We start from the raw sequence: 25,726 nt of genomic DNA, 5'->3' as shown, positions 1-25,726 counted from the left end.
GATGAAGCTCATTGCCATCGCGCTGCTGACCGCCAGTCTTGTCGTCGGCGCTCAGGCGCAGGACACCGGCAAGGTGTCCAAGGAGCGCGAGGCATTGCGCCGCGCCCAGGCCGCGCTGCGCGCCGCGCAGGAGCAGCAGTCCGCGCTGCAGGCCGACAAGGCCAGGGCCGAGGCCGATGCCGCCGCGGCACAGAAGGACGCCGCCGGCGCCAAGGCCCAGATCGCCGGTACGGCCTCGCGCCTGAGGGCTCGCGAGTCGGAGCTGGAAGAGCTGAAGGCGCAGTTGCGGGCCGCCCAGGATGCCCGTCAGCAGGCCGAAGCCCAGGCTGCCGAGAGCACTCAGGCGTTGCAGCGGCAGCTGCTCGCAGCGGGTCAGGAAGCCGCCGCGCGTCAGCAGGCCAACCAGGCCCTGGTACAGCTTCTGGAGCGCAGCACGACGGCGCTGGCCGATGCCGAGGTCAAGAACCGCAAGCTCCATGCGCTGGGTCAAGACCTGGTGCAGCGCTGGACCGGCCGCTCCCCGCTGGACACGGCGCTGCAACAAGACCCGGTGCTGGGGCTGACGGCGGTGCGCTTCGAGGACGACGCAGAGAAGCTGCGCGCCGAACTGGCGGCGCTGCGAATCGTGGCGCGCTGACGAGACGGTCGAGCGGCACGGTAGCGCGTCGGCCACGGCCTACAAGCAGATTGCCCACACCCCGACCCTGGCGGGCCAGCGCGGCGCGCACATTGAGGACTGGCGAGCCGCCTTCGCCGCACCGTGCAAGCCGGCTCCCGAAGTCAAGCGCAACTTCCCAGGAGTCCCTCATGAACTACCCCACCATCTCTTCATCCAAGGTCGAAGGCACGACCGTCTACAACCTGCAGGGCGACAAGCTCGGCTCCATCGACGACCTCGTCATCGACAAGCGCAGTGGCCAGGTGCGCTACGCAGCGCTGGAGTTCGGCGGCTTCCTTGGCATGGGCACGGACCGCTACCCGCTGCCGTGGAACATGCTGAAGTACGACACGGACAAGGACGGCTACGTCGTCAACATCGACAAGCGCCAGCTGGAGGGTGCACCGCGCTATACCGAGGACGAAGCGCCCACCTACTCGGACGACTACGGGCGCAAGGTGTACGACTACTACGGCTTTCCGTGGTTGTAATGGCTCCTCGCCTGGTTGCGCCCCGCTGAACGCGGGCGCAACCAGTTGGTCCGCCGAGGGGACGTTGATGCAAGCGGCATCGAGCCGCTTGCACTTCGCCATCGCGCGCCGGCTTGGGAGCGGCCCGGCGCTCGGTCCGCAGATGGGAGTCCGTCCATGCCTACATCCGCCCGTTCGATTGCATCCCTGTCACTGAGCTTCGGCCTCGTCAACGTGCCGGTGAAGCTGTACTCAGCCACCGAGCCGGGCTCCGACATTCGCTTCAATCTGCTCGACAAGGACGGCTCGCGGCTGAAGCAGCAGTACGTCAACGAACGGACGCAGCAGGTCGTCGAGCGCAAGGACATGGTCAAGGGCTATGAGGTGGAGGACAACCTCTTCGTGCTCTTCCAGCCGGAGGAGCTGAAAGCGCTGGAAGAGGGAAGCAGCCACGTTATTCAGATCGTGAGCTTCGTGCCGCTGGCGTCCATCGACCCGCTTTACTACGACAAGAGCTATCTGCTGGCCCCCGACAGACGCGGCGAAAAGCCCTACGCGCTGCTCGCCCAGGCGCTGCGCCAGTCGGGCCGGTGCGCGCTCGCCAAATGGGCCTGGAAGGCGAAGCAATACGTCGCGCAGGTTCGCGCGAACGACAACGGTCTGATCCTGCAGCAGCTGCGGTATGCCGAGGAAGTGCGGTCGCTGAACGACCTGGACATCCCGAAGGCCGAGGTATCGCGGCCCGAGTTGCAGCTGGCCTTGCAGCTGGTCGAGCAGATCGCTGCCGACGAGTTCGATCCGACGGAGTTCCACGACGAGGAGAAGGCCCGCGTGCTGGCTGCCATCGACGAGAAGGTCAAGGGCAAGCAGATCGTCGCGTCGTCGCACGATGAGGAGGTCGCTGCGACCAGCGGTCAGGTCATCGACCTGATGGAGGCCCTGCGCGCGAGCCTCGGCGGGGGCGCGAAGAAGTCGGTCGGCAAGGACAGCAAACCGGCGTCCAACGTCTCGCAGCTCAAGCCCGCGCCGGCTCGCAAAGCCGCCAAGCGCGTGGCCGCCGAGCCCGAGGCCACTCCTGCGCGCAAGCGGGCCACCAAGTAGGCCGATGGGTGGCGAGGCGACCTACCCGCTGCGGCAGGCGCTGCGGCTGACCGGCCTGACTCCGCGCTTCCTGGCGCGGCTCGTCGAGCAGGGGTTGCTCGGCTCGGCGGGTGGCCAGCGCTTCAGTCACCAGGATGTGGTGGTGGGCCGCACGGCGCACGCGCTGCATGCGGCCGGCGTGCCACCGCGCAAGGTGCTGCAGGCGTTGCGGCAGGTCAAGGCATCGCTCACCGAGGCGCCTCTGTCAGGCGTGCGGCTGCGCCCGCATGCCGGCGGCGTGGCGCTGCACCTCGCCGACCGCCGGCTGGACGCGTACACCGGCCAGGCGCTGCTGCTCTTCGACGACGAGCCCGACGCTGCAGCCGTGGAGCCGTTGCGAGCTGCAACCGAGCGCGATGCCGCCGACTGGCTGCACGAGGCCGTGCGCCTCGAGGCCAGCGACACCGCCGCGGCCGAAGCGGCCTACCGCCGCGTGCTGGCGATGGAGGTGTGCTGCGCGGCCGCCTACATCAACCTGGGCGCGCTGCTGTGCGAGGCGCAGCGCTGTGAAGAGGCGGTGGCGCTGTACGAGCAGGCGCTGGACCACTGCGAGCCGTCGGCATTGATCCATTTCAATCGGGCGACGGCGTTGGAAGACGTGGGGCGGCCCCATCAGGCGGTCGCCGCCTATGAGCGGGCATTGGCGCTGGACCCGGCGCTTGCGGATGCGCACTTCAACCTGGGGGTGTTGCTGGACAAGCTGGGCGACCACCCGGGTTCGCTGCGGCACTTGAATGCCTATCGGCGGGCGGGGGCGTAGTGAACGTGCGTGCTGCCCTTGCTCGTTGCTTTGGCTTGGTGGCGAGGCCCAGTCGCAGATTCGCGCGGACACCATACTCTGCCGTGGCAGCCCCCGCAGTGCATCACCACCAAACGGAGAGCGCACGATGAAGGCTGAGCGGCCTCTGTCCAGCTACAACGCCAAGCGCGACTTCACGGCCACGCCCGAACCCGCCGGCCAGCCGTCACGCAAGAAAACCAAAGGCCGCACCTTCGTCATTCAGAAGCACTGGGCTTCCCGACTGCACTACGACTTCCGCCTGGAATTCGACGGCGTCATGCTCAGCTGGGCCGTGCCCAAGGGCCCCAGCTTCGACCCCGCTGTCAAGGCGATGGCCATCCACGTGGAAGACCATCCGGTCAGCTACAACGACTTCGAGGGCAGCATCCCCAAGGGCCATTACGGCGCCGGTACCGTCATCCTCTGGGACCGGGGCACCTGGGAGCCCGTGGGTGACGCGCGCGAGGGGCTGGCGAAGGGCAAGCTGGTCTTCCAGCTGCACGGCCAGAAGCTCGCCGGACTGTGGGAACTGGTGCGTATCTCCAAACCCGGGCAGTTCAAGCAGGACCACTGGCTGCTGCTGAAGAAGCGCGGCGACGCCTGGGCGCGGCCGAGCGCCGAATACGACGTCATCACCGCACTGCCGGACAGCATCACCGAGAAGCCGCTGGGCCTCGCCGAAGACCGTGACGAGCATGCGGCATCGCCGGCAGACGACTCCGCACCCGACCTGTCTCGCGCCGTCAGAGCGGCGCTGCCCGAAGCGCTATCGCCCCAGCTCGCAACACTGACGTCCACTGCACCGGCCGACGGTGACTGGATCGTCGAGAACAAGTTCGACGGCTACCGCATGCTGGCGCGAGTGTCAGGGGGCAAGGCGCGCCTCGTCACACGCGCAGGCCATGACTGGACCGCGCGGCTGCAACCCATCGCGGACGCCCTCCAGGCCCTCAAGCCCGGCGCCGGTTGGTATGACGGAGAGATCGTCATGCTCAATGATGAGGGCGTGCCGGACTTCAACCGCCTGCAGAACGCGATCGACAACGCGCGGACGCAGGACGTCGTCTACTTCCTGTTCGACCTGCCCTTCCACGGCGGGCGCGACCTGCGGGCCGCGCCGCTGCGCAGCCGTCGCGCCTTGCTGCAAGGCGTGCTGGCGGACCACGGCAACGCACATATCCGCTTCAGCGAGGCGCTCCCCGCGCCGCCGTCTCAAGTGCTCGCGGCGGCCTGCCGCCTCGGCATGGAGGGCGTCATTCTCAAGCGCGCCGACAGCGCCTACGTCACGCGCCGCAGCGACACGTGGGTGAAGCTCAAGTGCCAGCGGCGTCAGGAGTTCGTCGTCATCGGCTTCACTGACCGCGCCAATTCGCCCGGCGAGGTCGGCGCGCTGATGTTGGGCTACCACGAGAACGGCCGCCTGCGCTCAGCCGGCTCGGTCGGCACCGGCTGGGCGACGGCGCAGGGGCGTGAGCTGCACCGGCAGCTGACGGCGCTGCAGACGAAGACACCCCCGCTCGACCCCGAGGAACTGGCGCCGGGCCGCTGGAGCAAGCGCCAGCGCGGCAGCGAACACTGGGTGAAGCCGGTGACGGTGGTCGAAGTGGCCTTCGGCGAGTGGACGCCGGATGGGCACATCCGCCATGCCAGCTTCCGCGGCGTGCGCAGCGACAAGCCCGCCAGCGCCATCGTGCGCGAGCAGGCCGCCGCGCCATCCGCGGCCCGCGCCACGGCCACAGGCGTCACGCATCCCGACCGCGTCATCGACCGCACCACCGGCCTGCGCAAGATCGACCTCGTCCATTACTACGAGAGCGTCGCCGAGTGGATGCTGCCGCACCTGCGCCAGCGGCCGGTGTCGCTCGTCCGCGCGCCGCAGGGCATCGAGGGACAGCTGTTCTTCCAGAAGCATTCTGAGACCCGCATGCCGGGCGTTGTCGAACTGGCGGCCGAGCTTTGGCCCGACCATGCGCCACTGCTGGCCATCGACACGGTCGAAGGGCTGTTGGGCGCGACGCAGATGAACGTCGTGGAGTTCCACACCTGGAACTCCACGGTGAAGCACATCGACCGGCCGGACCGAGTCGTTTTCGACCTGGACCCTGGCGAAGGTGTGGCCTGGGCCCAGTTGCAGGAAGCCGCGTTGCTGATGCGCACGCTGCTGGAAGAGCTGGGCCTGAAGAGCTGGCTGAAGACCAGCGGCGGCAAGGGGCTGCACGTCGTCGTCCCGCTGGCACCGCGGCTCGGCAGCGAGGCAGTGAAGGCTTTCTCGCATGGTGCGGCAGAGCACATGGCAAGAACAATTCCTCAGCGCTTCGTCGCCAAAAGCGGAGCCGGCCGCCGCGAAGGGCGCATCTTTATCGACTACCTGCGCAACGGCCATGCACAGACGACCGCTGCCGCCTTCACGGCCCGCGCGCGGCCGGGACTGGGCGTGTCGATGCCGGTGGACTGGGAGCAGCTACCGACATTGAAGGGCGGCGCCCACTGGACCGTGCGCACCGCGCGCGAGTACCTGTCGTTCGCGTCCGGCAGCGACCCCTGGGCCGCGTATTGGAAAACACGCCAGACGCTGACGACGGCGACCAAAAGGCTGATGCGCTGACGGCTTTGTCCGACGGCGTTCAGGAAGCGCCGCCGACAGGCCACACAGTCGCTTCTTCCTAACCTTCGATTCAGGCAACCGGCACGCCCGGTGCCATGACTTCCACCAACTCGAAGGAGAACCCATGACGACCCGAAACACGTCCCCCCGCCTGCTGCTCGCCGTCATCCTCGCCGGCATGGCGGGTGCCGCGTCGGCCAACCTGACCAAGCCGGTCTACTCGGCCGCCAAAGATGAAGTCAAGGCGATGTTCAAGACCGAACGCGACGGCTGCGACAAGCTGTCGGGCAATGCCAAGGATGTCTGCGTCGAGCGTGCGAAGGGCCAGGAGAAGGTGGCGCTGGCCCACCTCGAGTACCAGTACACCGGCACGACGAAGGACCGCAACGACTACCTCGAGGCCCGCTACGAGGCGAAGTACAAGCTCGCCAAGGAGATGTGCGACGACAAATCGGGCAACGGCAAGGACGTCTGCATGGCCGATGCCAAGGCCGCGCATGACAAAGCCAAGGCCGACCTGAAGGCCAACAAGGCCATTGCCGAGGCCCAGAACGACCAGATGGAAGCCAAGCTGAAGGCCGACTACAAGGCCGCCAACGAACGCTGTGATTCGCTGTCCGGCGACGCCAAAGACAGCTGTCAGGCGAGCGCCAAGGCGCGCTACTTCCAATAACGTTGCGCGGGCGGTGCGACCGCACCGCTCCAAGTTCGCAGCAGCAGCGGGGTAGGACGACAGGCGTCGCCCTGCCCCTCTTTCCTTCGCAGGCACGCGACTTGCTCCTACAGCACCGTTACAAGCGGTGTCCACACCGCATTCTTGGGAACCGTCTGGCGCGACGAGCCGGGCGTGAGGAGCAGCATCATGTCGAGCGAGGACATCCGCGTCGTGCTGGTCGATGACGACGCCGATACCTGTGAAACCCTGAGCAGCCTGTTGCAGTTCGACGGCTACAGCGTGCGCGTTGCACGCACTGCGCAAGACGCCATCACGGCCGTCAGCGAATACCAGCCGGTCTGCGCGCTGCTGGATCTCGGTTTGCCGGATTTCGACGGCTGCGAGTTGAGCAAGCGCCTGCGCGCGGCCCATGGCTCGGAACTCGTGCTGATTGCCGTGACCGGGCGCAGCGGCGACAAGGCGCACAACGAGGCCATGGCGGCCGGTGTGGACCACGTGCTGAGCAAGCCGTTGTCGCAAGAAAGCCTGAGGCGGTTTTTTCCGCCGCGCACCTGATTTACCGGCAATCCTTACCGACCGCCGTATCGCCCATTCCGCTGCCGAAGCACATGAGCTCTGTGCCGTTGAGCACAGCTCTTGCGGAGTTGCGAGCCTGACGCGCGCGCGCGGCGCGCCGGCCACATCGAACAACAAGGCAGGCCATGACCGAGACCGCTGAGGACACCGCCCAATTCCGCCGCATTCTCTTTCGCAACCTCGCGCTCCCGCTGGTCATGGGACTGGCGGGCATCGTCGTGTTCGTGGGTCTGCTCTGGCATCTGATCGGGCTACTGAACTGGGTGGACCACACCCACCGCGTCATCGCCAAGGGTCAGGACCTCTCGACGCTGCTGGCCGACCAGGAGAGCGGCATGCGCGGCTTCCTGCTCAGCGGCGAGGAAAGCTTCCTGGCGCCGTACTCGCTCGCGCAGGCGAAGTTCGGCAGCGAACTGCGCGAGGCGCAAGCGCTCGCGGCCGACAACGTCGCGCAGGTGGACCGGCTGCGTCGCATCGGCGCGCTGGCGGAGCGCTGGGACGGCTACGCGAGCGAAGTCATCTCGATGCGGCGCCGGGGCGAGGCGGTGGAACGGGTCGTTCGCTCGGAGCGGGGCAAACAGCTGTTCGACGAGATGCGGCGCGAACTGCGCGTGTTCATGGACACCGAATCACGCCTGCTGCGGGAACGTCGCGAGGAAGCCGAAAACAGCACCTGGACGGCCGTGGCCAGCTACATCAGCCTGCTGCTGGTGATCAGCGGCGGCATTGCCTGGGCCGGGCAACGCGACATTCGTCAGCTCTCGCGCGACTACGGCGAGGCGCTTGGCCGCATGCGCGAGAGCGGCCGAGAGAGCGAGGCGCGCGCCTGGTTGCGCGGCGCGCAGGCCGACCTCGCCAATCAGCTGGCCGGCGAGCGCAGGGCTGCTGCAATCTGCATTCGGACGCTGGACTTCCTGGCCGAGCGCATCGGCGCCGTCGTGTCCGCCGCCTTCGCACGCGATACCGACGGCCGGCTGCAGCGCACCGCCGCCCACGGCGTGCGGCTCGATGATGCAACGATCGCGGACGCCGATGCGGGGCTGGCCGCGCAGGCATGGCAGGACGGCCGCCTGAGGCGGCTGCCGGGCTTGCAGGCGGGCTTCCTGAAGGTGGCCACCACGCTGGGCGACATGCTGCCGCAGGAGGTCGTGCTGCTGCCGGCGGTGCATGAAGGTGAGGTCAACGCCGTATTGGAACTCGGCTTCCTGCAGCCACCGGACGAGCGGGCGATGGCGCTGCTCGCGCAGTTCCAGGAGCCGCTGGGCGCGCTGTTGAACGCGGCGGCGAATCGGGAACGGCTGCAGCTGTCGCTGGAAGAGACACGCCAGTTGAACGAGGAGCTGCAGGTGCAGCAAGAAGAGCTGCAGACCCAGCAGGAGGAGCTGCGGACGGCCAACGAAGAGCTCAGCGAGCAATCACGCGTGCTGGCGGAGTCGCAGCTGCAGTTGGAGCAGCAGCGCGCGGAGCTGGAGCAGACCAACGTGCAGTTGGCCGAGCAGTCCGAGGCGCTGTCGCGACGCAATGAGGCGCTGAACCAGGCCCAGGCCGCGCTCAAGGAGCATGCACAGGAGCTGCAACGGGCCAGCCGCTACAAGTCGGAGTTCCTCGCGAACATGAGCCACGAGCTGCGCACGCCGCTGAACAGCTCGCTGATCCTCTCCAAGCTGCTGGCCGACAACAAGCCGGGCACGCTGACCGAAGAGCAGCTGCGCTTCGCACGCACCATCCACGCCGCCGGCCAGGACCTGCTGACGCTGATCAACGACATCCTGGACCTGTCCAAGGTGGAAGCCGGCAAGTTGGAGATCGACCCGCGACCGATGCCGCTGGACACGTTGGCCGACGCAATGAAGCGGACCTTCGAACCGCTCGCGCAGGAGAAGCGCCTGGCCTTCGCGATCGAGCAGGCGCCGGGCCTGCCGGACACCGTCCTGACCGACGCCCAGCGTGCCGAGCAGATCCTGCGCAACCTGTTGTCCAACGCGATCAAGTTCACCGACAAGGGGTCGGTGACGCTGCGCATGGAACCCCGGCCGGCAGGCGTGGCGTTCATCGTCAGCGACACGGGTATCGGCATCCCGGCTGCGCAGCAGCAGCGGGTCTTCGAGGCCTTCCAGCAAGGCGATGGCGCGTTGAATCGACGTTACGGCGGCACGGGGCTTGGGCTGTCCATCTCTCGCCAGCTGGCCGCACTGCTGGGCGGCGACATCCAACTCAGCAGCACCGAGGGCCAGGGCAGCCAGTTCACTTTGACGTTGCCGCTGCGCATGGCGGCGGACGCGTCACATGCGGCATTCCGCCAGGCCCAGGTCCCGCCGCCCGCACCGGTGACCACCCCGGTCGCCGCCGCGCCAGCCGCGCCGCGCATCGACGCGCCGCCGGCCTTCGCGGACGACCGCCGGGAGCTCGCCAGCGACACGCCTCCGCAGCGCCTGGCGCTGGTGGTGGAAGACGACCTGCCCTTCGCCGGCATCCTCTATGACCTCGCCCACGAGATGCAGTACCGCTGCCTAGTCGCCACGCACGGCAGCGAGGCGCTGGAGCTGGCCAACACGCACCTGCCGCAGGCCATCCTGCTCGATGTGCGGCTGCCCGACGGGTCCGGCCTCGCGGTGCTGGAACGGCTCAAGGAGAACCCGCGCACGCGCCATATCCCGGTCCACGTCGTCGCCGGCGAGGACTTCCGCGACGTCGCGCTGCCGCTGGGCGCGGTGGGCACCGCGATCAAGCCGACGACGCGGGAGGAGCTCATCGCGATCTTCCGCAAGCTCGAGCGCCACGGCGCCGACGAGGTGCGCCGGCTGTTGCTGGTGGAGGACGACGCCCGCCAGCGCGAGAGCATCGCGCAGCTCATCGGCGACGACGACATCGAGGTGGTGGCCGTGGAGCGCGGCGAACAAGCGCTGCGCCTGCTGGACGAGCAGCATTTCGACTGCATGATCACCGACCTGAAGCTGCCGGATATGGACGGCAGCGAGCTGCTGGCCCGCATGGCAGCGCGCGGCAGCGACATCACGCTGCCGCCGGTCATCGTCTACACCGGACGCCACCTCAGCCGCGATGAGGAGGCCGAACTCAATCGCTACTCGCGCTCCATCATCATCAAGGGCGCCCGCTCGCCGGAACGGCTGCTGGACGAGGTGACGCTGTTCCTGCATCGCGTGGAGTCCCGCATGAGCGGCGAGCGACGCGACCTGTTGCGTGCGGCTCGCAACCGGGAACAGGTCTTCGAGGGCCGCAAGGTGCTGCTGGTGGATGACGACATGCGCAACGTGTTCGCGCTGACCAGCCTGCTGGAGCAGCGCGGCCTCACCGTGGAGCCGGCGCGCAACGGCGTCGAGGCGCTGGAGAAGCTGGAAGCGCAGACCGACATCGACATCGTGCTGATGGACGTGATGATGCCGGTCATGGACGGCCTGGAAGCCACGCGCCGCATCCGCGCCGACGCTCGCTGGCAGAAGCTGCCCGTCATCGCCATCACTGCCAAGGCCATGCGTGACGACCAGGAGCAGTGCCGCAAGGCCGGCTGCAACGACTACCTCGCCAAGCCCATTGAGCTGGACCGGCTGATCTCGCTGCTGCGCGTGTGGCTGCCGGGCCTCGAGCGGAACTGACATGGCATCCACGAAGTTGCGGGCCGAGCGCAGGGCGAGGGGCTTCTGATGCCACAGGCGCTCATCGACCTGGAAGTGCGCCTGCTGATGGAGGCGATCTACACGCGCTACAACCACGACTTCCGCGAGTACTCCGGCGCGTCGCAGAAACGCCGCGTGCTGCATGCCGTGCAGCAGCTAGGCTGCGAGTCCATCTCCGACCTGCAGGGCCGTGTGCTGCGCGACCCGCTCACCTTCGCTCAGCTGCTGGAGATCCTCACGGTGCCGTTCACGGAGATGTTCCGCGAACCCGAGTTCTTTCTGGCGCTGAGGCAGCAGGTGATGCCGGTGCTGCACACCTACCCGTCGCTGAAGATCTGGGTCGCCGGCTGTGCCAGCGGCGAAGAGGTCTATTCGCTGGCCATCCTGCTGCACGAGGAGCAGCTGCTGGAGCGCAGCATCATCTACGCCACGGACATCAATCCGGCCGCGCTGGAGCGTGCACGCCAGGGCATCTTCCCACTGGCCGACCTGCAGCTGTACACGCGCAACTACCAGGCGGCCGGCGGCACGAACGGCTTCTCCGACTACTACACCGCGGCCTACGGCGCGGCCCGCTTCGACCGCGAGCTGAGCCGCCGCGTGACCTTCGCCGACCACAGCCTGGCGACCGACCACGTGTTCTCCGAGACCCAGCTGATCTGCTGCCGCAACGTGCTGATCTACTTCAACCGCTCGCTGCAGGACCGCGCCATCGGCCTGTTCGCGCAGTCGCTGTGCCATCGCGGCTTCCTCGGGCTGGGCAGCAAGGAGAGTCTCGACTTCAGCGCCCACGGCGTCGCCTTCGAGCCGGTCGCGCAGCGCGAGCGTCTGTTCCGCAAACGATGAGCCCGCGACGCGTCCCCATCGAGCTCATCGTCGTCGGCGCGTCGGCTGGCGGTGTGGCGGCACTGCTGGCGCTGCTGGGGCCGCTGCCAGCGCACTACAGCCTGCCGATCGTCGCGCTGCTGCACCTGCTGCCGCGACACGAGAGCCAGCTCGCCAGCGTGCTGGCACACCACGTGGCCCTGCCGGTACGCGAGCCGCGCGACAAGGAGCCGGTGCAGCCGGGCGTCCTCTACGTGCCTGGGCCGGACTACCATCTGCTGATCGACCCTGACCACAGCTTCGCCTACAGCAACGAACCGCCGGTGAGCTTCGCCCGACCGTCCATCGATGTGCTGATGACCTCGGCCGCCGAAGCCTATGGACCCTCGCTGGCGGGCGTGCTGCTGACGGGCGCCAACGTGGACGGTGCCGAGGGCATGGCCGCCATCCACGCCGTCGGTGGGCTGACGATCGTGCAGCAGCCCGAGGACGCCGAGATCGCCACCATGCCCGAGGCCGCGATCGCGCGCTGCCGGCCACACCACATCCTGCCGCTGAAGGAAATCGCCCCCATGCTGCTGCAGCTGGCCGCCAAGCGAGGCGCAGCGTGAGTGCGCCCCCCTCCGCCGACGTCGCCCGCATTCTCATCGTCGACGACCTGCCCGAGAACCTGCTGGCGCTGCAGGCGCTGCTGAGCGAGGACCGCGTGCGGGTGCACACGGCGCAGTCCGGCCAGGAGGCGCTATCGCTGCTGCTGGAGCATGAGTTCGCGCTGGCCTTGCTGGATGTGCAGATGCCCGGCATGTCAGGCTTCGAGCTTGCCGAGCTGATCCGCGGCAGCTCGCGCACGCGGCACCTGCCCATCGTCTTCGTCAGCGCCGCCGACCGTGACCAGGGCTACACCTTCCGCGGCTACGAAAACGGCGCGGTGGACTTCCTCTACAAGCCGCTGGATGCCCATGCCGTCAGGAGCAAGGTGCGCGTCTTCACCGAGCTGCACGCCCAGAGCCGGGAGCTGCAGCGCCAGCTCGTCGAGCTGGAAGCCGCACGGGCGGAGCAGCAAAGGCTGGTAGACGCGCTGCAGCAGACGCAGGCCGAACTGCAGCGCGCGCTGAAGATGCGCGATGAGTTCATGTCCATGGTGTCGCACGAACTGCGCACGCCGCTGGGCGTGATGTCGCTCGAGGCCATCATGCGCCAGCAGAGGCTGGACCGCGGCGACGTGGCCTGGTTTACGCCCGAACGCCTGCAGGCCATGGTCGACAAGGACACGCGCCAGGTCCGCAGCATGACGCGACTTATCGAGGACTTGCTCGACATCGCGCGCCTGCAGCATGGCCGCCTGTCCATCCGCCCGCAGCCAACCAACCTGGGCGACCTGGCGCAACGCGTCGTGGCCGATTTCGAGAGCCAGTTCCAGCAGGGCGACCGGCCGGTGCTGCTGACGCTGAAGGCGCAGCCGGACATCGTGGGCGAATGGGACGACAGCCGCGTCGCGCAGGTGCTCGTCAACCTGCTTAGCAACGCGCTGCGCTACGGCGAAGGCAAGCCGGTCGAGGTCGAAGCCGGATTGGCCGAAGACGGGCTTGCCCGGCTGGCCGTGCGAGACCAGGGCATGGGCATCCCGGCGGCCGACCAGGACCGCATCTTCCAGCAGTTCGAGCGCCTGCCCACGGCAGGCCGCTCGCCCGGCATGGGCCTGGGGCTCTACATCAGCCAGCAGTTCGTGAAGGCCCACGGCGGGCGCATCACGGTGTGCAGCCAGCCGGGCCAGGGCGCCTGCTTCGAGGTGCTGCTGCCGCTCACGCCGCGTTGAGCGTCGCCGTGGGCGCCTAACGCGCCCGCACCAGGCTGGGCCCAGCCCATCGCCTATGAGCGGCGGTTGCCAGCATGCTGGTAGATCAACGACTCAGCGTTGAAATTGGCAAGGCCGTCGGGGCAGAAGGCTTTGAGGGCATTGTCTACCGCTCCGCGCAGCACCACGGCCAAGACTGCCTCGTCGTGTTTGGTGCTGGCCTGAGGAGCTTCAAGCGGGTCTGGCGCAAAGCGCTGGTCCTGGCAGATGACTCGATGGACCAGGCGCTGGCCACGGCGAGCCGTGGAGGCCAGATCATGCTGGCGCCTTAGCTCCGAGTGACGGACCACCCTCGAACTTGACCGATGACGACCACAACCAACGAGGAGGTGAACGATGACGAGCTCGGCCGACCCACTGCTGCAGAGCACTCTGCGTCTCTACTCGGCGTTTTGCCACCGAGGAAGATGCGGGAAGTCGGCATGCCTGTCTGCGAGTGCGTAACTAGATCCTGTCACCCCCCGCAACGCACGCTGTTCTCCATCTGATCTGCGACTGCACCGAGACTTACTAGTTATGAAACCGACACCGTGCGAAAGCTGCCGCCAGCCCACCGTTGCCCACGAGACCGTCAACTACGGCTCCATGGAATGTGGATACAGACTGCTCTGCAGTCGTTGCTTCAATGAGACCGTCGCCGCCGAACTTGGTATGCAGGGCTTCAAACACGTGGCGTTCGAGCCTGTCCGCATGATCGACGCGCGAGGCCTCGAACACGAGTTTCGGTTTCGGACACACCTGTTCGGTCCAGGCGTTGCGCTCGACGCGTTCGAGCTGCGTGATGGTTGCCCGGCTGGGTATCGGTTTCAGGTCGTCGGGGAGCCGGACGAGGATCCGCTGGCTCTGCTTGGCAAGCTGATCGCCAAGATGCGGAGGGCGCTTGCTCTCACTCATGTGGAAGACACCGAGCACGGTCTGCAGGTGAACGATCGCCTCATCTTGCGCGGCACCATCGACAGCGACCCCGACGAGCGGCTTGGTGTCCCGATGGTGGTCATCGATGGTCGCGAAGTCTCGTGGGATGAACTCGGTCGGATGGTGTCGACCTTCGAAGGCTGGCAGTTCAAGCTGCAGTTCCTCGATCGCAGCGAAGAGACCTGACCCGTCGGACGCCGGCACCCCAAGGTAATTTCCATGCGGTGGCGAGGCCTGCCCTATGCCAGGTTCAGGCGTTCGCCCAGCTTGTCGATGTGCGACGGCTTCGACCGGTGCTTCGAGTTGGCGTCGCCGAGATCCACAGCGATCCCGGCCTTGATGAGCCGCAGCAACGATGCCTGCAGCTCGTTGGGGAACCAGTCGGTGGCTTCGACGACGTCCGTGAACACGGCCTTGTCGATTCGTCACCCAGGGCAACAGCTACTCATAACCGAGCCCCATAAGAAAGGCCCGCCGAAGCGGGCCTTTCTTGGAGGAACAGGCGCAAGCTCAGCCGCGGACGCGCTTGCGCGTCCAGCCCAGCGCTCCTAGGGCGCCAACCGCCAGCGCCAGGCTGGCCGGTTCCGGCAGCGGGCCCGGCGAAGTGGACGCCTGATTCAGCCGAATGTCATCGATCATCAACGACTGGTCGGCGGCCGAGACGACGATAGAACGCGCCGTTCCAACGAACTTGAGGTCCAGCACATCCCAGGTACAGAAACGGTCGCCCGTCGAGCAGATCGAGCCGGCCAGACCCGAGAACTCGGCGAGCTGGTTGCCCTTACCGCCGACATCGTCAAAGACGGCAATCGACGCGCGCGCGCTGGGGAGTGCCGAGAAGTAGAGGGACGAGTCAGCCACGAAGCCGCTGGCGAAGTCCAGCGTGAACAACGGCGACGTCGAGCCAGGCGACTGGAGCGGATCGCCCGCCACCAACAGGCTGCTGCAGGTCCCTGCGAGGTGCGGGCCGAATGCGTATGCGCCACCGCAACCGGCGGAAACGACCCCCCAGGCGCCAGCAGAGAAACCGAAACCGGAGGACTTGTAGCGATCCAGCAACTCCACGATGCCCAGGTCGTTGGGATCCGCCGCGTTGACCTTGAGGTCTTCGAAGTCCAGGGACACCACGCCAGCGACCGCCGGCTGCAATGCGGCCGCAACGAGCAGAGCCAGGAACTTGCTGATGACGCGCATGGCGTTCTCCGTGTGGGATCGAGTGGATGAGAATTTGTTCACAACTGTAAACAAGCCCCTGTGAAAATCGGCCCCAAGCCGCCCCTTCAGTTAAGGGGGCCTCGCCCCTTCATCTTCGCCCGCGAGCACCACGGCAGGGCCTGGCTACACTGCCCTGGGTGGAAACCAAGTGGCTTGAAGACTTCGTCAGCCTGGCCGAGACCCGCAGCTTTTCCCGGTCGGCCCAGTTGCGGCACGTGACGCAGCCGGCGTTCTCCCGCCGCATCCAGGCGCTGGAGGCCTGGGCAGGTGTCGATCTCGTCGACCGTTCGTCCTACCCCACGCGGCTGACGGCCGCCGGCACCACGCTGCTCGCCCAGGCTGTCGAGTTGCTCGGCAACCTACAGGCCACGCGCAACATGCTGCGCAGCCACCAGGCGTCCGATCAGGACATGATCGAGTTCGCCGTGCCGCATTCGCTGGCGTTCTCGTTCTTTCCGCACTGGCTGATGGGCCTGCGCCGGGGTTTCGGGCCGGTCAAATGCCGGCTCAACGCGGCCAACGTGCACGATGCGATGCTGCAGCTGAGCGAAGGCAACTGCGATCTGCTGCTGGTCTACCACCACGCCAGCCAGCCGCTGCAGCTGGACCCGGAGCGCTACCAAATGGCATCGCTGGGCCAGGAGACGCTGTCAGCCTACGCCAAGGCAGACGGCCGCGGCCGCCCGCTGTTCCATCTCCCCGGTCGCCCCGGACAAAAGATCCCCTTCCTCAGCTACGCAGCCGGCGCATACCTGGGCCGGCTGGTGGAGCTGATCGCCAAGGAGGCCGACTGCGCGCTCAACCTCGACGCGATCTACGAGACCGACATGGCCGAGGGCCTGAAGGCGATGGCGCTGGAAGGGCACGGTCTGGCCTTCCTGCCGGCCAGCTCGGTGCAGAAGGAACTGGCCGACGGCCGCCTGGTGCCCGCCGCGCCGCCTGGTAGCTTCAGCGCCACGATGGAATTGCGCATCTACCGCGAGCGGCCAGGGCAGTCGCGCCGGCCCAAGGCGGCCGCGCAAGCACTGTGGGACTATCTTGCGTCCTCGGCATGAGGTCATGGCCACTGTGCATGCATCGCGTAAACCCGTATTCGGAGGGCGCATGCATCGTGGTCTGCTCATGCCCGTTTTTGACATTCACTTGACGTTGTTGGAGTTCCCATGAAGAAAGTCCTGCTCGCCGCGGCGCTGCTCGCCAGCCTCACCGCCGTCCACGCCGAAGACACCCTGAAGAAGATCAAGGACAGCGGCACCATCACGATGGGGGTACGCGAGTCCTCCGGCCTGTCCTACACCATCGGCGACGGCAAGTACGTCGGCTATCACATCGATGTCTGCGAGCAGGTCATCCGCGACATCCGCCGCCAGCTGGGCCTGAGCAGCCTGACGGTCAAGTACCAGCCGGTCACGTCGGCCAACCGCATCCCGCTGACGGTCAACGGCACGGTGGATCTGGAATGCGGCTCGACGACGAACAACGTCGCCCGCCAGAAGGACGTGGCCTTCGCCGTGACGACCTACGTCGAGGAAGTGCGCATCGCCGTGAAGGCCAAGTCCGGCATCACGTCGATCAACCAGCTCAACGGCAAGACGGTGGCGACGACCACCGGCACGACTTCGGTGCAGACACTGCGCAAGCACGAGCGCGCGACGGGCGTGGACTTCAAGGAAGTGTTCGGCAAGGACCACGCCGACAGCTTCCTGCTGCTGGACTCCGGCCGCGCTGACGCCTTCGTGATGGACGGCTCCATCCTGGCCAAGAACATCGCGACGTCCAAGAACCCGGCAGACTTCAAGATCGTCGGCGAGGTGCTTTCGGTCGAGCCGATCGCCATCATGATGCGCAAGGACGACCCTGCCTTCAAGAAGGCCGTGGACGACAGCATCAAGGCCATGATGAAGTCGGGCGAGCTGGCCAAGACCTACGACAAGTGGTTCATGCAGCCCATCCCGCCGACCAACACCAAGATCGGCCTGCCGCTGTCGCAAGCGACCAAGGACGCCTGGGCCAACCCGAACGACAAGCCGATGGAGGACTACGCGAAGAAGTGATTCGCGAGTCCATCTGAAGACCGCAAAGCGGGTGCCTGGCACCCGCTTTGCTTTAGGCGAGAGGCTTGAGGAGAGGCGCATGAGTTGGGACTGGCAGTTCTACTGCAATGACACCGCGACGGGAGAGGCCGTGGCCGGCTGCTTCGGCCCCGGCGGCAAGGAGCAGACGTACCTGCAATGGATGCTGGGTGCCTGGGGCTGGACGGTGAGCGTCTCGCTGCTGGCACTGGTGCTGGCATTGATCGTGGGTTCGGCGATCGGCATCGCGCGCACGGCGCCGAACCGATGGCTGGCGCGCTTCGGTGAGGTCTGGACGGAGCTGTTCCGCAACATCCCGCTGCTGGTGCAGGTCTTCCTCTGGTACCACGTGCTGCCGGCGCTGATCCCTCCGCTGCGCGACGCGGTGCCGCCGTCGGTGCTGGTGGTCTTTGCGCTGGGCTTCTTCACCAGCGCTCGCATCGGCGAGCAGGTCAAGGCCGGCATCAACACGCTGCCGCGCGGCCAGCGCTTCGCGGGCCAGGCGCTGGGCATGACGCTGCCGCAGACCTACCGATTCGTGCTGCTGCCGATGGCCTTCCGCATCGTCATCCCGCCGCTGACGAGCGAGAGCATGAACATCGTCAAGAACTCGGCTGTGGCCTTCGCCGTCAGCATCCCGGAGCTGGCGCAGTTCGCGCAGCAGGCGTCCGAGGAGACGTCTCATTTCGAGGAGATCTTCATCCCCGTCACGCTGCTGTACTTCATCTCGGCCTTCGCGATCAACCGCATCGCCAAGTTCATCGAGGCGCGCGTGCGCATCCCGGGCCAGGTGGGAGCCAAGTGATGCTGAACCTCGACTACTCCTTCCTGAACTGGGCGGTCATCCAGAGCTTCGTCGCTAAGGGCTTCTGGTTCTCCATCCAGCTGACGCTGGTCGCCATGGTCGGCGGCATCGTGCTGGGCACGCTGCTGGCGATGATGCGGCTGTCCAGCCACAAGTGGCTGTCGGCGCCGGCGGCCCTCTACGTCGACACGCTGCGCTCCATCCCGCTGGTGATGGTGATCCTGTGGTTCTTCCTGCTGATTCCCAAGCTGCTCGGGCCGCTGGGCGGACAGATGTCGGCCCTCATCACGTTCACGCTGTTCGAGGCGACGTACTACTCCGAGATCATGCGTGCGGGCATCCAGTCCGTCTCGCGCGGCCAGGTGAATGCCGGCTACGCGCTCGGCATGAGCTACAGCCAGACGATGAAGCTCGTCGTGCTGCCGCAGGCCTTCCGCAACATGCTGCCGGTACTGCTGACACAGACCATCATCCTGTTCCAGGACACGTCGCTGGTCTATGCGGTCGGCGAATACGACCTGCTCAAGGGCTTCGAGGTCGCCGGCAAGAACTTCAACCGCCCGGTCGAGACCTACCTCGTCGCCGCCGTCGTCTACTTCGTCATCTGCTTCGGCCTGTCGCGCCTGGTGCGCGAGCTGCAGAAGAAGATCGCCATCATTCGATAAGGATCAGCCGTGATCGACATCAAGAACGTCTCCAAGTGGTACGGCAGCTTCCAGGTGCTGACCGACTGCACCACCTCCATCAAGAAGGGCGAGGTCGTCGTCGTCTGCGGGCCGTCGGGCTCGGGCAAGTCGACGCTGATCAAGACGGTCAACGCGCTGGAGCCCTTCCAGAAGGGTGACATCGTCGTTGACGGCATCTCCATCGCAGACCCCAAGACCAACCTGCCCAAGCTGCGCTCGCGCGTGGGTATGGTGTTCCAGCATTTCGAGCTTTTCCCGCACCTGTCGGTGACGGAGAACCTGACCATCGCCCAGGTCAAGGTGCTGGGCCGCTCGGCCGATGACGCCAAAGCGCGCGGCTTGAAGATGCTGGACCGCGTGGGCCTGTCCGCGCACAAGGACAAATTCCCCGGCCAGCTGTCCGGCGGCCAGCAGCAGCGCGTGGCCATCGCGCGGGCGCTATCGATGGACCCCATCGTCATGCTGTTCGACGAACCCACGTCGGCGCTGGACCCGGAGATGGTGGGCGAAGTGCTGGATGTCATGGTCAAGCTCGCGCAGGAGGGCATGACGATGATGTGCGTGACGCACGAGATGGGCTTCGCTAAACGCGTCAGCAACCGCGTCATCTTCATGGACGCCGGCAAGATCATCGAGGACTGCACCAGCGCCGACTTCTTCGGCAAGCCCGAGGAGCGCTCGCCTCGGGCCAAGGACTTCCTCGCCAAGATCCTGCAACACTGAAACGAGGCCCGCCGATGCGGGCCTCGTCCTGTCAGCGTCAGAGGAACATTCCGCCCGAAGCCTCCACGCGCTGGCCGGTGATCCAGCCCGCGCCCGGGCGCATCAGCGCGGCCGCGGCACCGCCGATGTCGTCGGGCTCGCCGACGCGGGCCAGCGCCGTGACCGACGCGATGAACGCATTCAGCTGCGCATCGTCGCGCACGGCACCGCCGCCGAAGTCGGTCGCAACGGCGCCCGGCGCCAGCGTGTTGACGCGGATGCCGCGCGCCGCAAGTTCCCTGGCCTGGTAGCGGCTCAGCACCTCGACCGCCCCCTTCATCGCCGCATACGCGCCGTAGCCGGGAATCGTGAAGCGGGCCAGGCCGCTGGAGATGTTCAGGATGCGCGCGCCGTCGGCGAGCAGCGGCAGCAGCGCCTGCGTCAGGAAGAACGGGCCTCTCAGGTGGACGGCCAACATGGTGTCGAACTGGGCGGGCGTCGTGTCGGCGAAAGCAGCATAGGCGCCAGCGCCGGCGTTGTTGACGAGGCCGTCCAGCCGGTGGGCGCCCCAGGCCTGCAGGACCTGGCGGACCTGCTCGACGAAGGCGGGAAAGCCCGCCGTGTCAGCCACGTCCAGTGGCAGCGCCAGTGCGCGGCGGCCCAGCGACCGGATTTGCGCGGTGATCGCTTCAGCTGCGCCGGCGGCTTCGCGGTAGGTCAGCAGGATGTCGTGGCCGTCGCGTGCCAGGGCCAGCGCCATCGCTGCACCGAGGCCGCGGCTGCCGCCGGTGATCAGCGTGAGAGAGGGGGAGGTCATGTTCAGTTCCGTGAGTGATGGGACGGAACAGACTCTATTGTTCACTTCATATGCGATAAAGTCCATTGTATTGAACTTACTGTTCACTTAATGTCGAACAATTTGGACTTGTCCGCGCTGCGCGTCTTCCTGCAGGTCGCCGAGCTGGCACATTTCAGCCGCGCGGCCGATGAGCTGGGACTGCCCAAGGGCCGCGTCAGCCAGATCGTGCGTGACCTGGAGACCCAGCTCGGCACGCGGCTGTTCCAGCGGACGACGCGACGCGTCAGCCTTACGCCGGACGGCGAGCTGCTGGCCGAGCGCGCCCGCTCGCTGGTGGCAGACGCGGCCGAGATCGAGGCGCTGTTCCAGCAGGACCAGCAGCTCGGCGGCCGGCTGCGCGTGGACCTGCCGGTGCGCCTCGCGCTGGACGTGGTGATGCCGGCGCTGCCGCACTTCCTGGCCGAACACGCCGGCCTGCAGGTTGAACTGAGCTGCACCGACCGGCGCGTGGACCTCGTCGAGGAAGGGTTCGACTGCGTGCTGCGCGTCGGTGCCGTTCACGACCCGATGCTGGTGGCCAAGCCGCTGGGACAACTGCGCATGGTGAACGTTGCCAGCCCCGCCTACCTCGCCTCGCATGGCACCCCGCGGACGCCTGAGGACCTCGTCGCACACAACCATCAGCTCGTGCACTACAGCCAGACCTGGGCGGACCGCCGGGCGCGCTTCGACTGGGTTGACGCTGCCGGGCAGCCGCACAGCGTGGTGCTGCCCGCGCGCGTCAGCGTCAACCACACCGACGCCTATGAGGCTGCGGCGCTGGCCGGCATGGGCATCGTGCAGGCGCCCTGCGTCGGGCTACGCGCGGCCGTCGCCGACGGGCGGCTGGTGCGGCTGCTGCCGGGCCACGAACCGGCGCCGCTGCCGGTGCAGCTGGTCATGAGCCAGCGCCGCCACACGCCGCGGCGGGTGCGCGTGTTCATGGACTGGCTGACCGGCCTGCTCGGCGCCCACCTGGCCGACGACAATCCCGCCCCATGACCGACACGCTCACCCTCACCCGCCCGGACGACTGGCACCTGCACCTGCGCGACGATGCCGCGCTGGCCAGCGTGCTGCCGTACACCGCGCGCCAGTTCGCACGCGCCATCGTCATGCCCAACCTGCGACCGCCGGTCACGACCGCCGCGCAGGCCCTCGCCTACCGCGAGCGCATCCTGGCCGCACGACCGGCAGGCTCGGACTTTCAGCCGCTGATGACGATGTACCTGACGGACAACACGCCGCCGGACGAGATCAAGCGCGCCAAGGACGCCGGCGTCGTGGCCCTGAAGCTCTACCCGGCCGGCGCGACGACCAACAGCGATGCCGGCGTGACGGACATCCGCAAGACCTACAAGACGCTGGAGGCGATGCAGCGCGAGGGCCTGCTGTTCCTCGTGCACGGCGAGGTCACTGACGGCGACATCGACATCTTCGACCGCGAGGCCGTCTTCGTCGACCGCGTCATGACGCCGCTGCGCGCGGCCATGCCCGAGCTGAAGGTCGTGTTCGAGCACATCACGACCCAGGAAGCCGCGCAGTACGTGACCGACAGCGACCGCTTCACGGCCGCGACGATCACGCCGCAGCACCTGCTCTACAACCGCAACGCCATCTTCACCGGTGGCCTGCGCCCGCACTACTACTGCCTGCCCGTGCTCAAGCGCGAGGAGCACCGTCAGGCGCTGCTGAAGGCCGCCGCATCAGGCCTGCCGAAGTTCTTCCTCGGCACCGACAGCGCCCCGCATGCGGCGCAGCTGAAGGAGAACTCGGTGTGCGGCGCCGGCTGTTTCACGGCCGTGTCGGCGCTGGAGCTGTATGCCGAGGCGTTCGAGGCCATCGGCGCACTCGACAAGCTCGACGCCTTCGCCGGCCACCACGGCCCCGATTTCTACGGCCTGCCGCGCAACACCGGCACCGTCACGCTCAAGCGCGAGACGTGGACGCTGCCCGAGGCCGTGCCCTTCGGCGAGGCGCAACTCAAGCCGCTGCGCGGCGGCGACACCCTGAACTGGAAACTGCAGGCATGAACGCATCCGGCAAGAAAGTCGCCTTCCTCGTCGACTTCGACAACGTCGCCACCGACGTCATCGAGCAGGCGCTGGCCATGGTGTTCAAGGACTACGGCGCGGCCCACATCCGCCGCGCCTATTGCAACGCCGAGCAGGCGCTGCGCGAGCAGAACTTCCTGAAGCGGCTGGGCCTGCGCGCGATCGTCAACCTGGCCATCGGCAAGAACTCGACGGACATCGCGCTGGCCGCCGACGCGGTGGACCTGGCCATCACCGAGAAGCCCGACGTCATCGTGCTCGTGTCGTCGGACAGCGACTTTGCGCCGTTGGTGCTGCGGCTGCGCGAGAAGGGCGCCTGGCTGCGCGGCTTCGGCCAGTACGGCAAGACGGGCGACGGCGTCATCCAGATCTACGACCAGTTCAACGAGCTGGCGCACGGCACGGGCCGCGCGGCCCGCGACAGCGCCCCCGCAAAGCCGACGGGTGGTGGCCGCAACGCGCGCCGCAGTGGCGGCCGCGGTGCGGGCCCTGGCCGCCCGCAGGTCGAGCCGCCTCGTGGCGGCCCGGCAGCCCGCCCGCCGCGTGGCGAGGCCTCCGTCGCGTTGCCGGCAGCGCCGGTCGCCGACGACGCGGCGCTGCTGGTCGCTTTACCGCCGCCGGCCATGGAGGCGGTGGCGCTCCCGTCAACCGCTCCCGCAGCACCGCCCCCGGCGGCAGAGCCTGTCGAGGCCGCCGCGCCGGCCAAGCCGGCCGGCAAGGCGGCACGCAAGACGGCCGCAAAAGCCGACGGCAAGCCGACCGCCAAGGGTGCGGCCAAGCGTGATGTCAGGCTCGAAACGAAGGCCGCCGTGAAGGCCTCCACCGCGGCCGAGTCGCCGGCAGAAGCCGCACCGGCCGCAGCTCCGACGCCCAAGCCAGCGGCGCGTGCCCCCGCCAAGGCGCCGACGACCACCGCTGACGACCCGCAGGTGGCCGCCGCCAAGGAGATCAACGCCGTGCTGGCGCTGCTGCCCAAGCTGGCCGACGGCCAGTGGCACGACCTTGGCGCCGCCGCCAAGGTGCTGAAGGACGCCGGCCTCCTGGCCAAGTCCGCGCCGTCGACCAAGCTGTTCCGCAAGCATCCGCACGCCTTCCAGCTGCAGCCGGCCAAGCAGCCAAACCAGGTGCGCTTCGCCACTTGATCGCGCCCGACTGGGCCCAACCCTGGTTCGCGCCCTACCGCGAGGTCGCCACGCCGGTCCTGGCCCGGCTCGCGGCAGGTGAGCAGGTGGCCGCAGCGCTGGGCCATGAGCGCTTCGAGCCCGACGGCCCGCGCAGCGGCGGCTACGAGCAGCACGTGGCCGCCACCGGCCGCGTGCCCACGCGCGACAACGCGCATGACCTGTTCAACGGCCTCGTCTGGCTGCGCTGCCCGGGCTTCAAGGCGGCGCTCAATCGCGCACACATGGCCGCCCCGCCGGCAACGCCGGGCCGGCGCGGCCCGCTGCGCGACGCGCTGACGCTGCTGGACGAAAGCGGCCTGCTGCTGAGTGCGCCGGCGCCGCTGCGGCAGGCGCTTCGCGCGCAGGATTGGGCTGCCCTCTTCGTCGGCCACCGCGAGCTGTGGCGCAGCGCACAAGCCCTCATCGTCGGCCATGCGTTGCTCGAAAAGCTGCTCGCGCCACGCAAAGCCCTCTGCGCCCGCGCGCTGCTGGTGGACGACGTCAATGCCCCCGTGCTGCCCGCGGCGCTGGCGCCGGCCGACCTGCCGCCGCTGCCGGTGCTGGGCATTCCCGGCTGGTGGCCGGCGAATGCGTCACGCGGCTTCTATGCCGATGCCCAGGTCTTCCGTGCAAAGCGGCTAGCATCGGCGCCCTCCATGGGAGGTCTCGCTTGCTGAAGTCCTGTCTGAAGTCCCTGCCGGGCCTGCTGCTGGCCGGCCTGGCATTTGCCGCCGGCGCGCAGTCGCCACCGCCCGCCGCGTCGGCCCCGGCCCCGGCCGCGCCGCCCACCGCAGCGCAGCCGGCCCCAACCGTGTCTGCCAGCGCCCGGCGCCTGTACGAGCGCAGCAAGGGCCAGTTGCTGCAGATCCGCACGCTGCTGAAGACGCAGGACAGCCAGGCGTCCGTCGGTTCAGGTTTTCTCGTCAGCAACGACGGCCACATCGTCACGAACTACCACGTGGTCAGCCAGTTCGCGCTGGAGCCCGAAAGCTACCGGCTGCGCTATGCGACGACCGACGGCCAGGGCGGCGCGCTGGAGCTGTTGGACTTCGATGCCCGCCGCGACCTTGCACTGCTGCGCGCGGTGGAAGACGGCAAGGGCGGCGGCCTGAAGGGGCGCGGCGCACTGCAGTTCCGCCCGCAGAGCCAGCCGCTGGCCAAGGGCGAGCGCATCTACTCGATGGGCAACCCGCACGACGTGGCCTTTGCCGTCGTCGAGGGCAACTACAACGGGCTGGTCGAGCGCAGCTTCGACCCCCTCATCTACTACGCCGGCGGCATCAACCCCGGCATGAGCGGCGGCCCGGTGCTGGACGAGGACGGCTACGTCGTCGGCGTCAACGTGTCGACGCTGCTGTTCGCGCAGCAGGTCAGCTTCCTCGTGCCGGGTGAGTTCGCCGAGAGCCTCGTCAAGCGCAGCCTCGCTGCCAAGCCGATCCGCACGGCCGCCTGGGGCCGGCTGCGCGACCAGCTGACGGCCTATCAGGACGAGCTGGTGACGCGCTTCCTCGCGTTGCCCTGGGAGAGCGCCAACAACGACCGCTACCGGCTGCCGGTGCCCAAGCAGGACTTCATGCGTTGCTGGGGCCGCGGCAACGCGGCCGACAGCAAGGGGCTGGACTTCGAGCGCTCGCAGTGCCGCATGGACCATGCGCTCTTCGTCAGCGGCAGCCTGCAGACCGGCTGGCTCGACATGAGCCACGAGGCCTACAACGGCAGCAAGCTTGGCGCGCTGCGCTTCGCGCGGCAGTACTCGGCCAGCTTCCGCAACGAACGCCTGGGCCTGGCCGACAAGTCGCGCACGGCGCCGTATTGCAAGGAGCAGTTCGTCGACCGCGACGGCCTGCCGCTGCGCGCCGTCGTCTGCCTGCGCGCTTACCGCAAGCTGGAAGGCTTGCACGACCTCAGCGTGCTCGTGACGACGGTGGACGCGTCCACCCAAGGTGCGCTGGGCCGCTTCGACGCCCGCGGCGTCAGCTTCGACAACGCGCTCAAGCTCGCGGCGCACTACCTGGAGGGCTTCGCGTGGACGAACAACAAGGCGAAGTGATGCCT

The 25,726-nt window shown here is 67.7% G+C and carries 26 protein-coding genes and 1 pseudogene; 24 read left to right on the top strand and 3 right to left on the bottom strand.

Features of this window, described 5'->3' with window-relative positions:
* Window position 1 precedes the first annotated feature (1 nt).
* The 14 genes and pseudogenes from LXT13_RS21285 (at window position 2) to LXT13_RS21225 (ending at window position 14,322) form a co-directional block, all read left to right on the top strand.
* The gene (locus LXT13_RS21285) at window positions 2-637 is read left to right on the top strand and encodes a hypothetical protein (RefSeq protein WP_233374323.1); all 636 of its coding nucleotides are present in this window, start codon (window positions 2-4) and stop codon (window positions 635-637) included.
* Between the two features lie 170 nt (window positions 638-807).
* Entirely contained in the window at window positions 808-1,149 is a 342-nt protein-coding gene (locus tag LXT13_RS21280) for a PRC-barrel domain-containing protein (protein ID WP_233374322.1), read from the top strand.
* Between the two features lie 156 nt (window positions 1,150-1,305).
* The gene (ku, locus tag LXT13_RS21275; protein ID WP_233374321.1) at window positions 1,306-2,229 is read left to right on the top strand and encodes a non-homologous end joining protein Ku; all 924 of its coding nucleotides are present in this window, start codon (window positions 1,306-1,308) and stop codon (window positions 2,227-2,229) included.
* Window positions 2,230-2,233: 4 nt separating this feature from the next.
* Window positions 2,234-3,028: a tetratricopeptide repeat protein gene (locus LXT13_RS21270; protein ID WP_233374320.1), complete on the top strand. Its 795-nt coding sequence runs from the start codon at window positions 2,234-2,236 to the stop codon at window positions 3,026-3,028.
* A 127-nt stretch (window positions 3,029-3,155) separates the two neighbouring features.
* The gene (gene ligD, locus LXT13_RS21265) at window positions 3,156-5,654 is read left to right on the top strand and encodes a DNA ligase D (protein WP_233374319.1); all 2,499 of its coding nucleotides are present in this window, start codon (window positions 3,156-3,158) and stop codon (window positions 5,652-5,654) included.
* Between the two features lie 124 nt (window positions 5,655-5,778).
* Entirely contained in the window at window positions 5,779-6,327 is a 549-nt protein-coding gene (locus tag LXT13_RS21260) for a hypothetical protein (protein WP_233374318.1), read from the top strand.
* Between the two features lie 213 nt (window positions 6,328-6,540).
* On the top strand, window positions 6,541-6,885 hold the full coding sequence (locus LXT13_RS21255; protein ID WP_233374317.1) for a response regulator: 345 nt from the start codon (window positions 6,541-6,543) through the stop codon (window positions 6,883-6,885).
* 146 nt (window positions 6,886-7,031) lie between these two features.
* Window positions 7,032-10,520 (top strand): response regulator, encoded by a 3,489-nt coding sequence (locus LXT13_RS21250; RefSeq protein WP_233374316.1) that lies wholly within the window; start codon window positions 7,032-7,034, stop codon window positions 10,518-10,520.
* A gap of 48 nt (window positions 10,521-10,568) precedes the next feature.
* Window positions 10,569-11,387, top strand: coding sequence for a CheR family methyltransferase (locus tag LXT13_RS21245; protein ID WP_233374315.1), 819 nt, complete (start codon window positions 10,569-10,571; stop codon window positions 11,385-11,387).
* Entirely contained in the window at window positions 11,384-11,977 is a 594-nt protein-coding gene (locus LXT13_RS21240) for a chemotaxis protein CheB (protein ID WP_233374314.1), read from the top strand. Before LXT13_RS21245 ends, LXT13_RS21240 begins: the two co-directional genes overlap by 4 nt.
* Window positions 11,974-13,182 carry a hybrid sensor histidine kinase/response regulator gene (locus tag LXT13_RS21235; RefSeq protein WP_233374304.1) on the top strand — a complete coding sequence of 403 codons (1,209 nt, stop codon included), beginning with the start codon at window positions 11,974-11,976 and terminating at the stop codon, window positions 13,180-13,182. The genes LXT13_RS21240 and LXT13_RS21235 overlap by 4 nt, the downstream gene beginning before the upstream one ends.
* Before the next feature lie 74 nt (window positions 13,183-13,256).
* Window positions 13,257-13,493 carry an RES domain-containing protein gene (locus tag LXT13_RS21230; protein ID WP_233374289.1) on the top strand — a complete coding sequence of 79 codons (237 nt, stop codon included), beginning with the start codon at window positions 13,257-13,259 and terminating at the stop codon, window positions 13,491-13,493.
* A 244-nt stretch (window positions 13,494-13,737) separates the two neighbouring features.
* Window positions 13,738-13,866, top strand: a pseudogene (locus LXT13_RS29005) (DUF7685 domain-containing protein); the annotation flags it as partial.
* Window positions 13,867-13,911: 45 nt separating this feature from the next.
* Window positions 13,912-14,322: a DUF7713 domain-containing protein gene (locus LXT13_RS21225; protein ID WP_419964703.1), complete on the top strand. Its 411-nt coding sequence runs from the start codon at window positions 13,912-13,914 to the stop codon at window positions 14,320-14,322.
* Window positions 14,323-14,375: 53 nt separating this feature from the next.
* Here the strand turns inward: LXT13_RS21225 and LXT13_RS21220 are convergent, their stop codons facing one another.
* Together LXT13_RS21220 and LXT13_RS21215 are read right to left on the bottom strand one after the other, a co-directional pair.
* Window positions 14,376-14,546 carry a hypothetical protein gene (locus tag LXT13_RS21220; protein WP_233374273.1) on the bottom strand — a complete coding sequence of 57 codons (171 nt, stop codon included), beginning with the start codon at window positions 14,544-14,546 and terminating at the stop codon, window positions 14,376-14,378.
* A 100-nt stretch (window positions 14,547-14,646) separates the two neighbouring features.
* Window positions 14,647-15,330 carry a hypothetical protein gene (locus LXT13_RS21215; RefSeq protein ID WP_233374266.1) on the bottom strand — a complete coding sequence of 228 codons (684 nt, stop codon included), beginning with the start codon at window positions 15,328-15,330 and terminating at the stop codon, window positions 14,647-14,649.
* A 158-nt stretch (window positions 15,331-15,488) separates the two neighbouring features.
* Between LXT13_RS21215 and LXT13_RS21210 the strand changes: the two genes are divergently transcribed.
* The 5 genes from LXT13_RS21210 (at window position 15,489) to LXT13_RS21190 (ending at window position 19,637) form a co-directional block, all read left to right on the top strand.
* Complete coding sequence (locus tag LXT13_RS21210) at window positions 15,489-16,406, top strand: LysR substrate-binding domain-containing protein (RefSeq protein WP_233374258.1); 918 nt, start codon at window positions 15,489-15,491, stop codon at window positions 16,404-16,406.
* Between the two features lie 108 nt (window positions 16,407-16,514).
* Window positions 16,515-17,405: an amino acid ABC transporter substrate-binding protein gene (locus LXT13_RS21205; protein ID WP_233374243.1), complete on the top strand. Its 891-nt coding sequence runs from the start codon at window positions 16,515-16,517 to the stop codon at window positions 17,403-17,405.
* A gap of 79 nt (window positions 17,406-17,484) precedes the next feature.
* Window positions 17,485-18,228 carry an amino acid ABC transporter permease gene (locus tag LXT13_RS21200; protein ID WP_233374228.1) on the top strand — a complete coding sequence of 248 codons (744 nt, stop codon included), beginning with the start codon at window positions 17,485-17,487 and terminating at the stop codon, window positions 18,226-18,228.
* Window positions 18,228-18,893, top strand: coding sequence for an amino acid ABC transporter permease (locus LXT13_RS21195; RefSeq protein ID WP_233374220.1), 666 nt, complete (start codon window positions 18,228-18,230; stop codon window positions 18,891-18,893). The genes LXT13_RS21200 and LXT13_RS21195 overlap by 1 nt, the downstream gene beginning before the upstream one ends.
* 9 nt (window positions 18,894-18,902) lie before the next feature.
* The gene (locus LXT13_RS21190; RefSeq protein WP_233374219.1) at window positions 18,903-19,637 is read left to right on the top strand and encodes an amino acid ABC transporter ATP-binding protein; all 735 of its coding nucleotides are present in this window, start codon (window positions 18,903-18,905) and stop codon (window positions 19,635-19,637) included.
* Window positions 19,638-19,674: 37 nt separating this feature from the next.
* Here the strand turns inward: LXT13_RS21190 and LXT13_RS21185 are convergent, their stop codons facing one another.
* Window positions 19,675-20,433, bottom strand: coding sequence for an SDR family NAD(P)-dependent oxidoreductase (locus LXT13_RS21185; RefSeq protein WP_233374218.1), 759 nt, complete (start codon window positions 20,431-20,433; stop codon window positions 19,675-19,677).
* Window positions 20,434-20,523: 90 nt separating this feature from the next.
* Between LXT13_RS21185 and LXT13_RS21180 the strand changes: the two genes are divergently transcribed.
* From LXT13_RS21180 to LXT13_RS21160, 5 genes are read left to right on the top strand one after another with little or no spacing between them, the layout of a single operon-like run.
* On the top strand, window positions 20,524-21,456 hold the full coding sequence (locus LXT13_RS21180; RefSeq protein ID WP_233374206.1) for a LysR family transcriptional regulator: 933 nt from the start codon (window positions 20,524-20,526) through the stop codon (window positions 21,454-21,456).
* Window positions 21,453-22,487 carry a dihydroorotase gene (gene pyrC, locus LXT13_RS21175; RefSeq protein WP_233374204.1) on the top strand — a complete coding sequence of 345 codons (1,035 nt, stop codon included), beginning with the start codon at window positions 21,453-21,455 and terminating at the stop codon, window positions 22,485-22,487. The genes LXT13_RS21180 and pyrC overlap by 4 nt, the downstream gene beginning before the upstream one ends.
* Window positions 22,484-23,650 carry an NYN domain-containing protein gene (locus tag LXT13_RS21170; protein ID WP_233374197.1) on the top strand — a complete coding sequence of 389 codons (1,167 nt, stop codon included), beginning with the start codon at window positions 22,484-22,486 and terminating at the stop codon, window positions 23,648-23,650. Before pyrC ends, LXT13_RS21170 begins: the two co-directional genes overlap by 4 nt.
* Window positions 23,647-24,348, top strand: a complete 702-nt coding sequence (locus LXT13_RS21165; protein ID WP_233374189.1) for a DUF3025 domain-containing protein — start codon at window positions 23,647-23,649, stop codon at window positions 24,346-24,348. The genes LXT13_RS21170 and LXT13_RS21165 overlap by 4 nt, the downstream gene beginning before the upstream one ends.
* On the top strand, window positions 24,342-25,721 hold the full coding sequence (locus tag LXT13_RS21160) for a S1 family peptidase (protein WP_233374182.1): 1,380 nt from the start codon (window positions 24,342-24,344) through the stop codon (window positions 25,719-25,721). Before LXT13_RS21165 ends, LXT13_RS21160 begins: the two co-directional genes overlap by 7 nt.
* Window positions 25,722-25,726: the final 5 nt, after the last annotated feature.

It is taken from the genome of Pelomonas cellulosilytica, from assembly GCF_021353265.1.
Taxonomy (GTDB): domain Bacteria; phylum Pseudomonadota; class Gammaproteobacteria; order Burkholderiales; family Burkholderiaceae_C; genus Pelomonas; species Pelomonas cellulosilytica.
Note: the sequence above shows the minus strand (reverse complement) of the source record. Positions and strands in the feature narration are given on the sequence as shown.

Bases quoted from the DNA above. Each gene is read 5' to 3' on its own strand.
- LXT13_RS21280 (WP_233374322.1), top strand. From the start codon at position 808: ATGAACTACCCCACCATCTCTTCATCCAAGGTCGAAGGCACGACCGTC.
- LXT13_RS21205 (WP_233374243.1), top strand. From the start codon at position 16,515: ATGAAGAAAGTCCTGCTCGCCGCGGCGCTGCTCGCCAGCCTCACCGCC.
- LXT13_RS21285 (WP_233374323.1), top strand. From the start codon at position 2: ATGAAGCTCATTGCCATCGCGCTGCTGACCGCCAGTCTTGTCGTCGGC.
- LXT13_RS21270 (WP_233374320.1), top strand. From the start codon at position 2,234: ATGGGTGGCGAGGCGACCTACCCGCTGCGGCAGGCGCTGCGGCTGACC.
- LXT13_RS21180 (WP_233374206.1), top strand. From the start codon at position 20,524: ATGTCGAACAATTTGGACTTGTCCGCGCTGCGCGTCTTCCTGCAGGTC.
- LXT13_RS21225 (WP_419964703.1), top strand. From the start codon at position 13,912: ATGATCGACGCGCGAGGCCTCGAACACGAGTTTCGGTTTCGGACACAC.
- LXT13_RS21200 (WP_233374228.1), top strand. From the start codon at position 17,485: ATGAGTTGGGACTGGCAGTTCTACTGCAATGACACCGCGACGGGAGAG.
- LXT13_RS21240 (WP_233374314.1), top strand. From the start codon at position 11,384: ATGAGCCCGCGACGCGTCCCCATCGAGCTCATCGTCGTCGGCGCGTCG.
- LXT13_RS21215 (WP_233374266.1), bottom strand. From the start codon at position 15,330: ATGCGCGTCATCAGCAAGTTCCTGGCTCTGCTCGTTGCGGCCGCATTG.
- LXT13_RS21245 (WP_233374315.1), top strand. From the start codon at position 10,569: ATGCCACAGGCGCTCATCGACCTGGAAGTGCGCCTGCTGATGGAGGCG.
- LXT13_RS21195 (WP_233374220.1), top strand. From the start codon at position 18,228: ATGCTGAACCTCGACTACTCCTTCCTGAACTGGGCGGTCATCCAGAGC.
- pyrC (WP_233374204.1), top strand. From the start codon at position 21,453: ATGACCGACACGCTCACCCTCACCCGCCCGGACGACTGGCACCTGCAC.
- LXT13_RS21170 (WP_233374197.1), top strand. From the start codon at position 22,484: ATGAACGCATCCGGCAAGAAAGTCGCCTTCCTCGTCGACTTCGACAAC.
- LXT13_RS21185 (WP_233374218.1), bottom strand. From the start codon at position 20,433: ATGACCTCCCCCTCTCTCACGCTGATCACCGGCGGCAGCCGCGGCCTC.
- ku (WP_233374321.1), top strand. From the start codon at position 1,306: ATGCCTACATCCGCCCGTTCGATTGCATCCCTGTCACTGAGCTTCGGC.
- LXT13_RS21230 (WP_233374289.1), top strand. From the start codon at position 13,257: ATGCTGGTAGATCAACGACTCAGCGTTGAAATTGGCAAGGCCGTCGGG.
- LXT13_RS21260 (WP_233374318.1), top strand. From the start codon at position 5,779: ATGACGACCCGAAACACGTCCCCCCGCCTGCTGCTCGCCGTCATCCTC.
- ligD (WP_233374319.1), top strand. From the start codon at position 3,156: ATGAAGGCTGAGCGGCCTCTGTCCAGCTACAACGCCAAGCGCGACTTC.
- LXT13_RS21250 (WP_233374316.1), top strand. From the start codon at position 7,032: ATGACCGAGACCGCTGAGGACACCGCCCAATTCCGCCGCATTCTCTTT.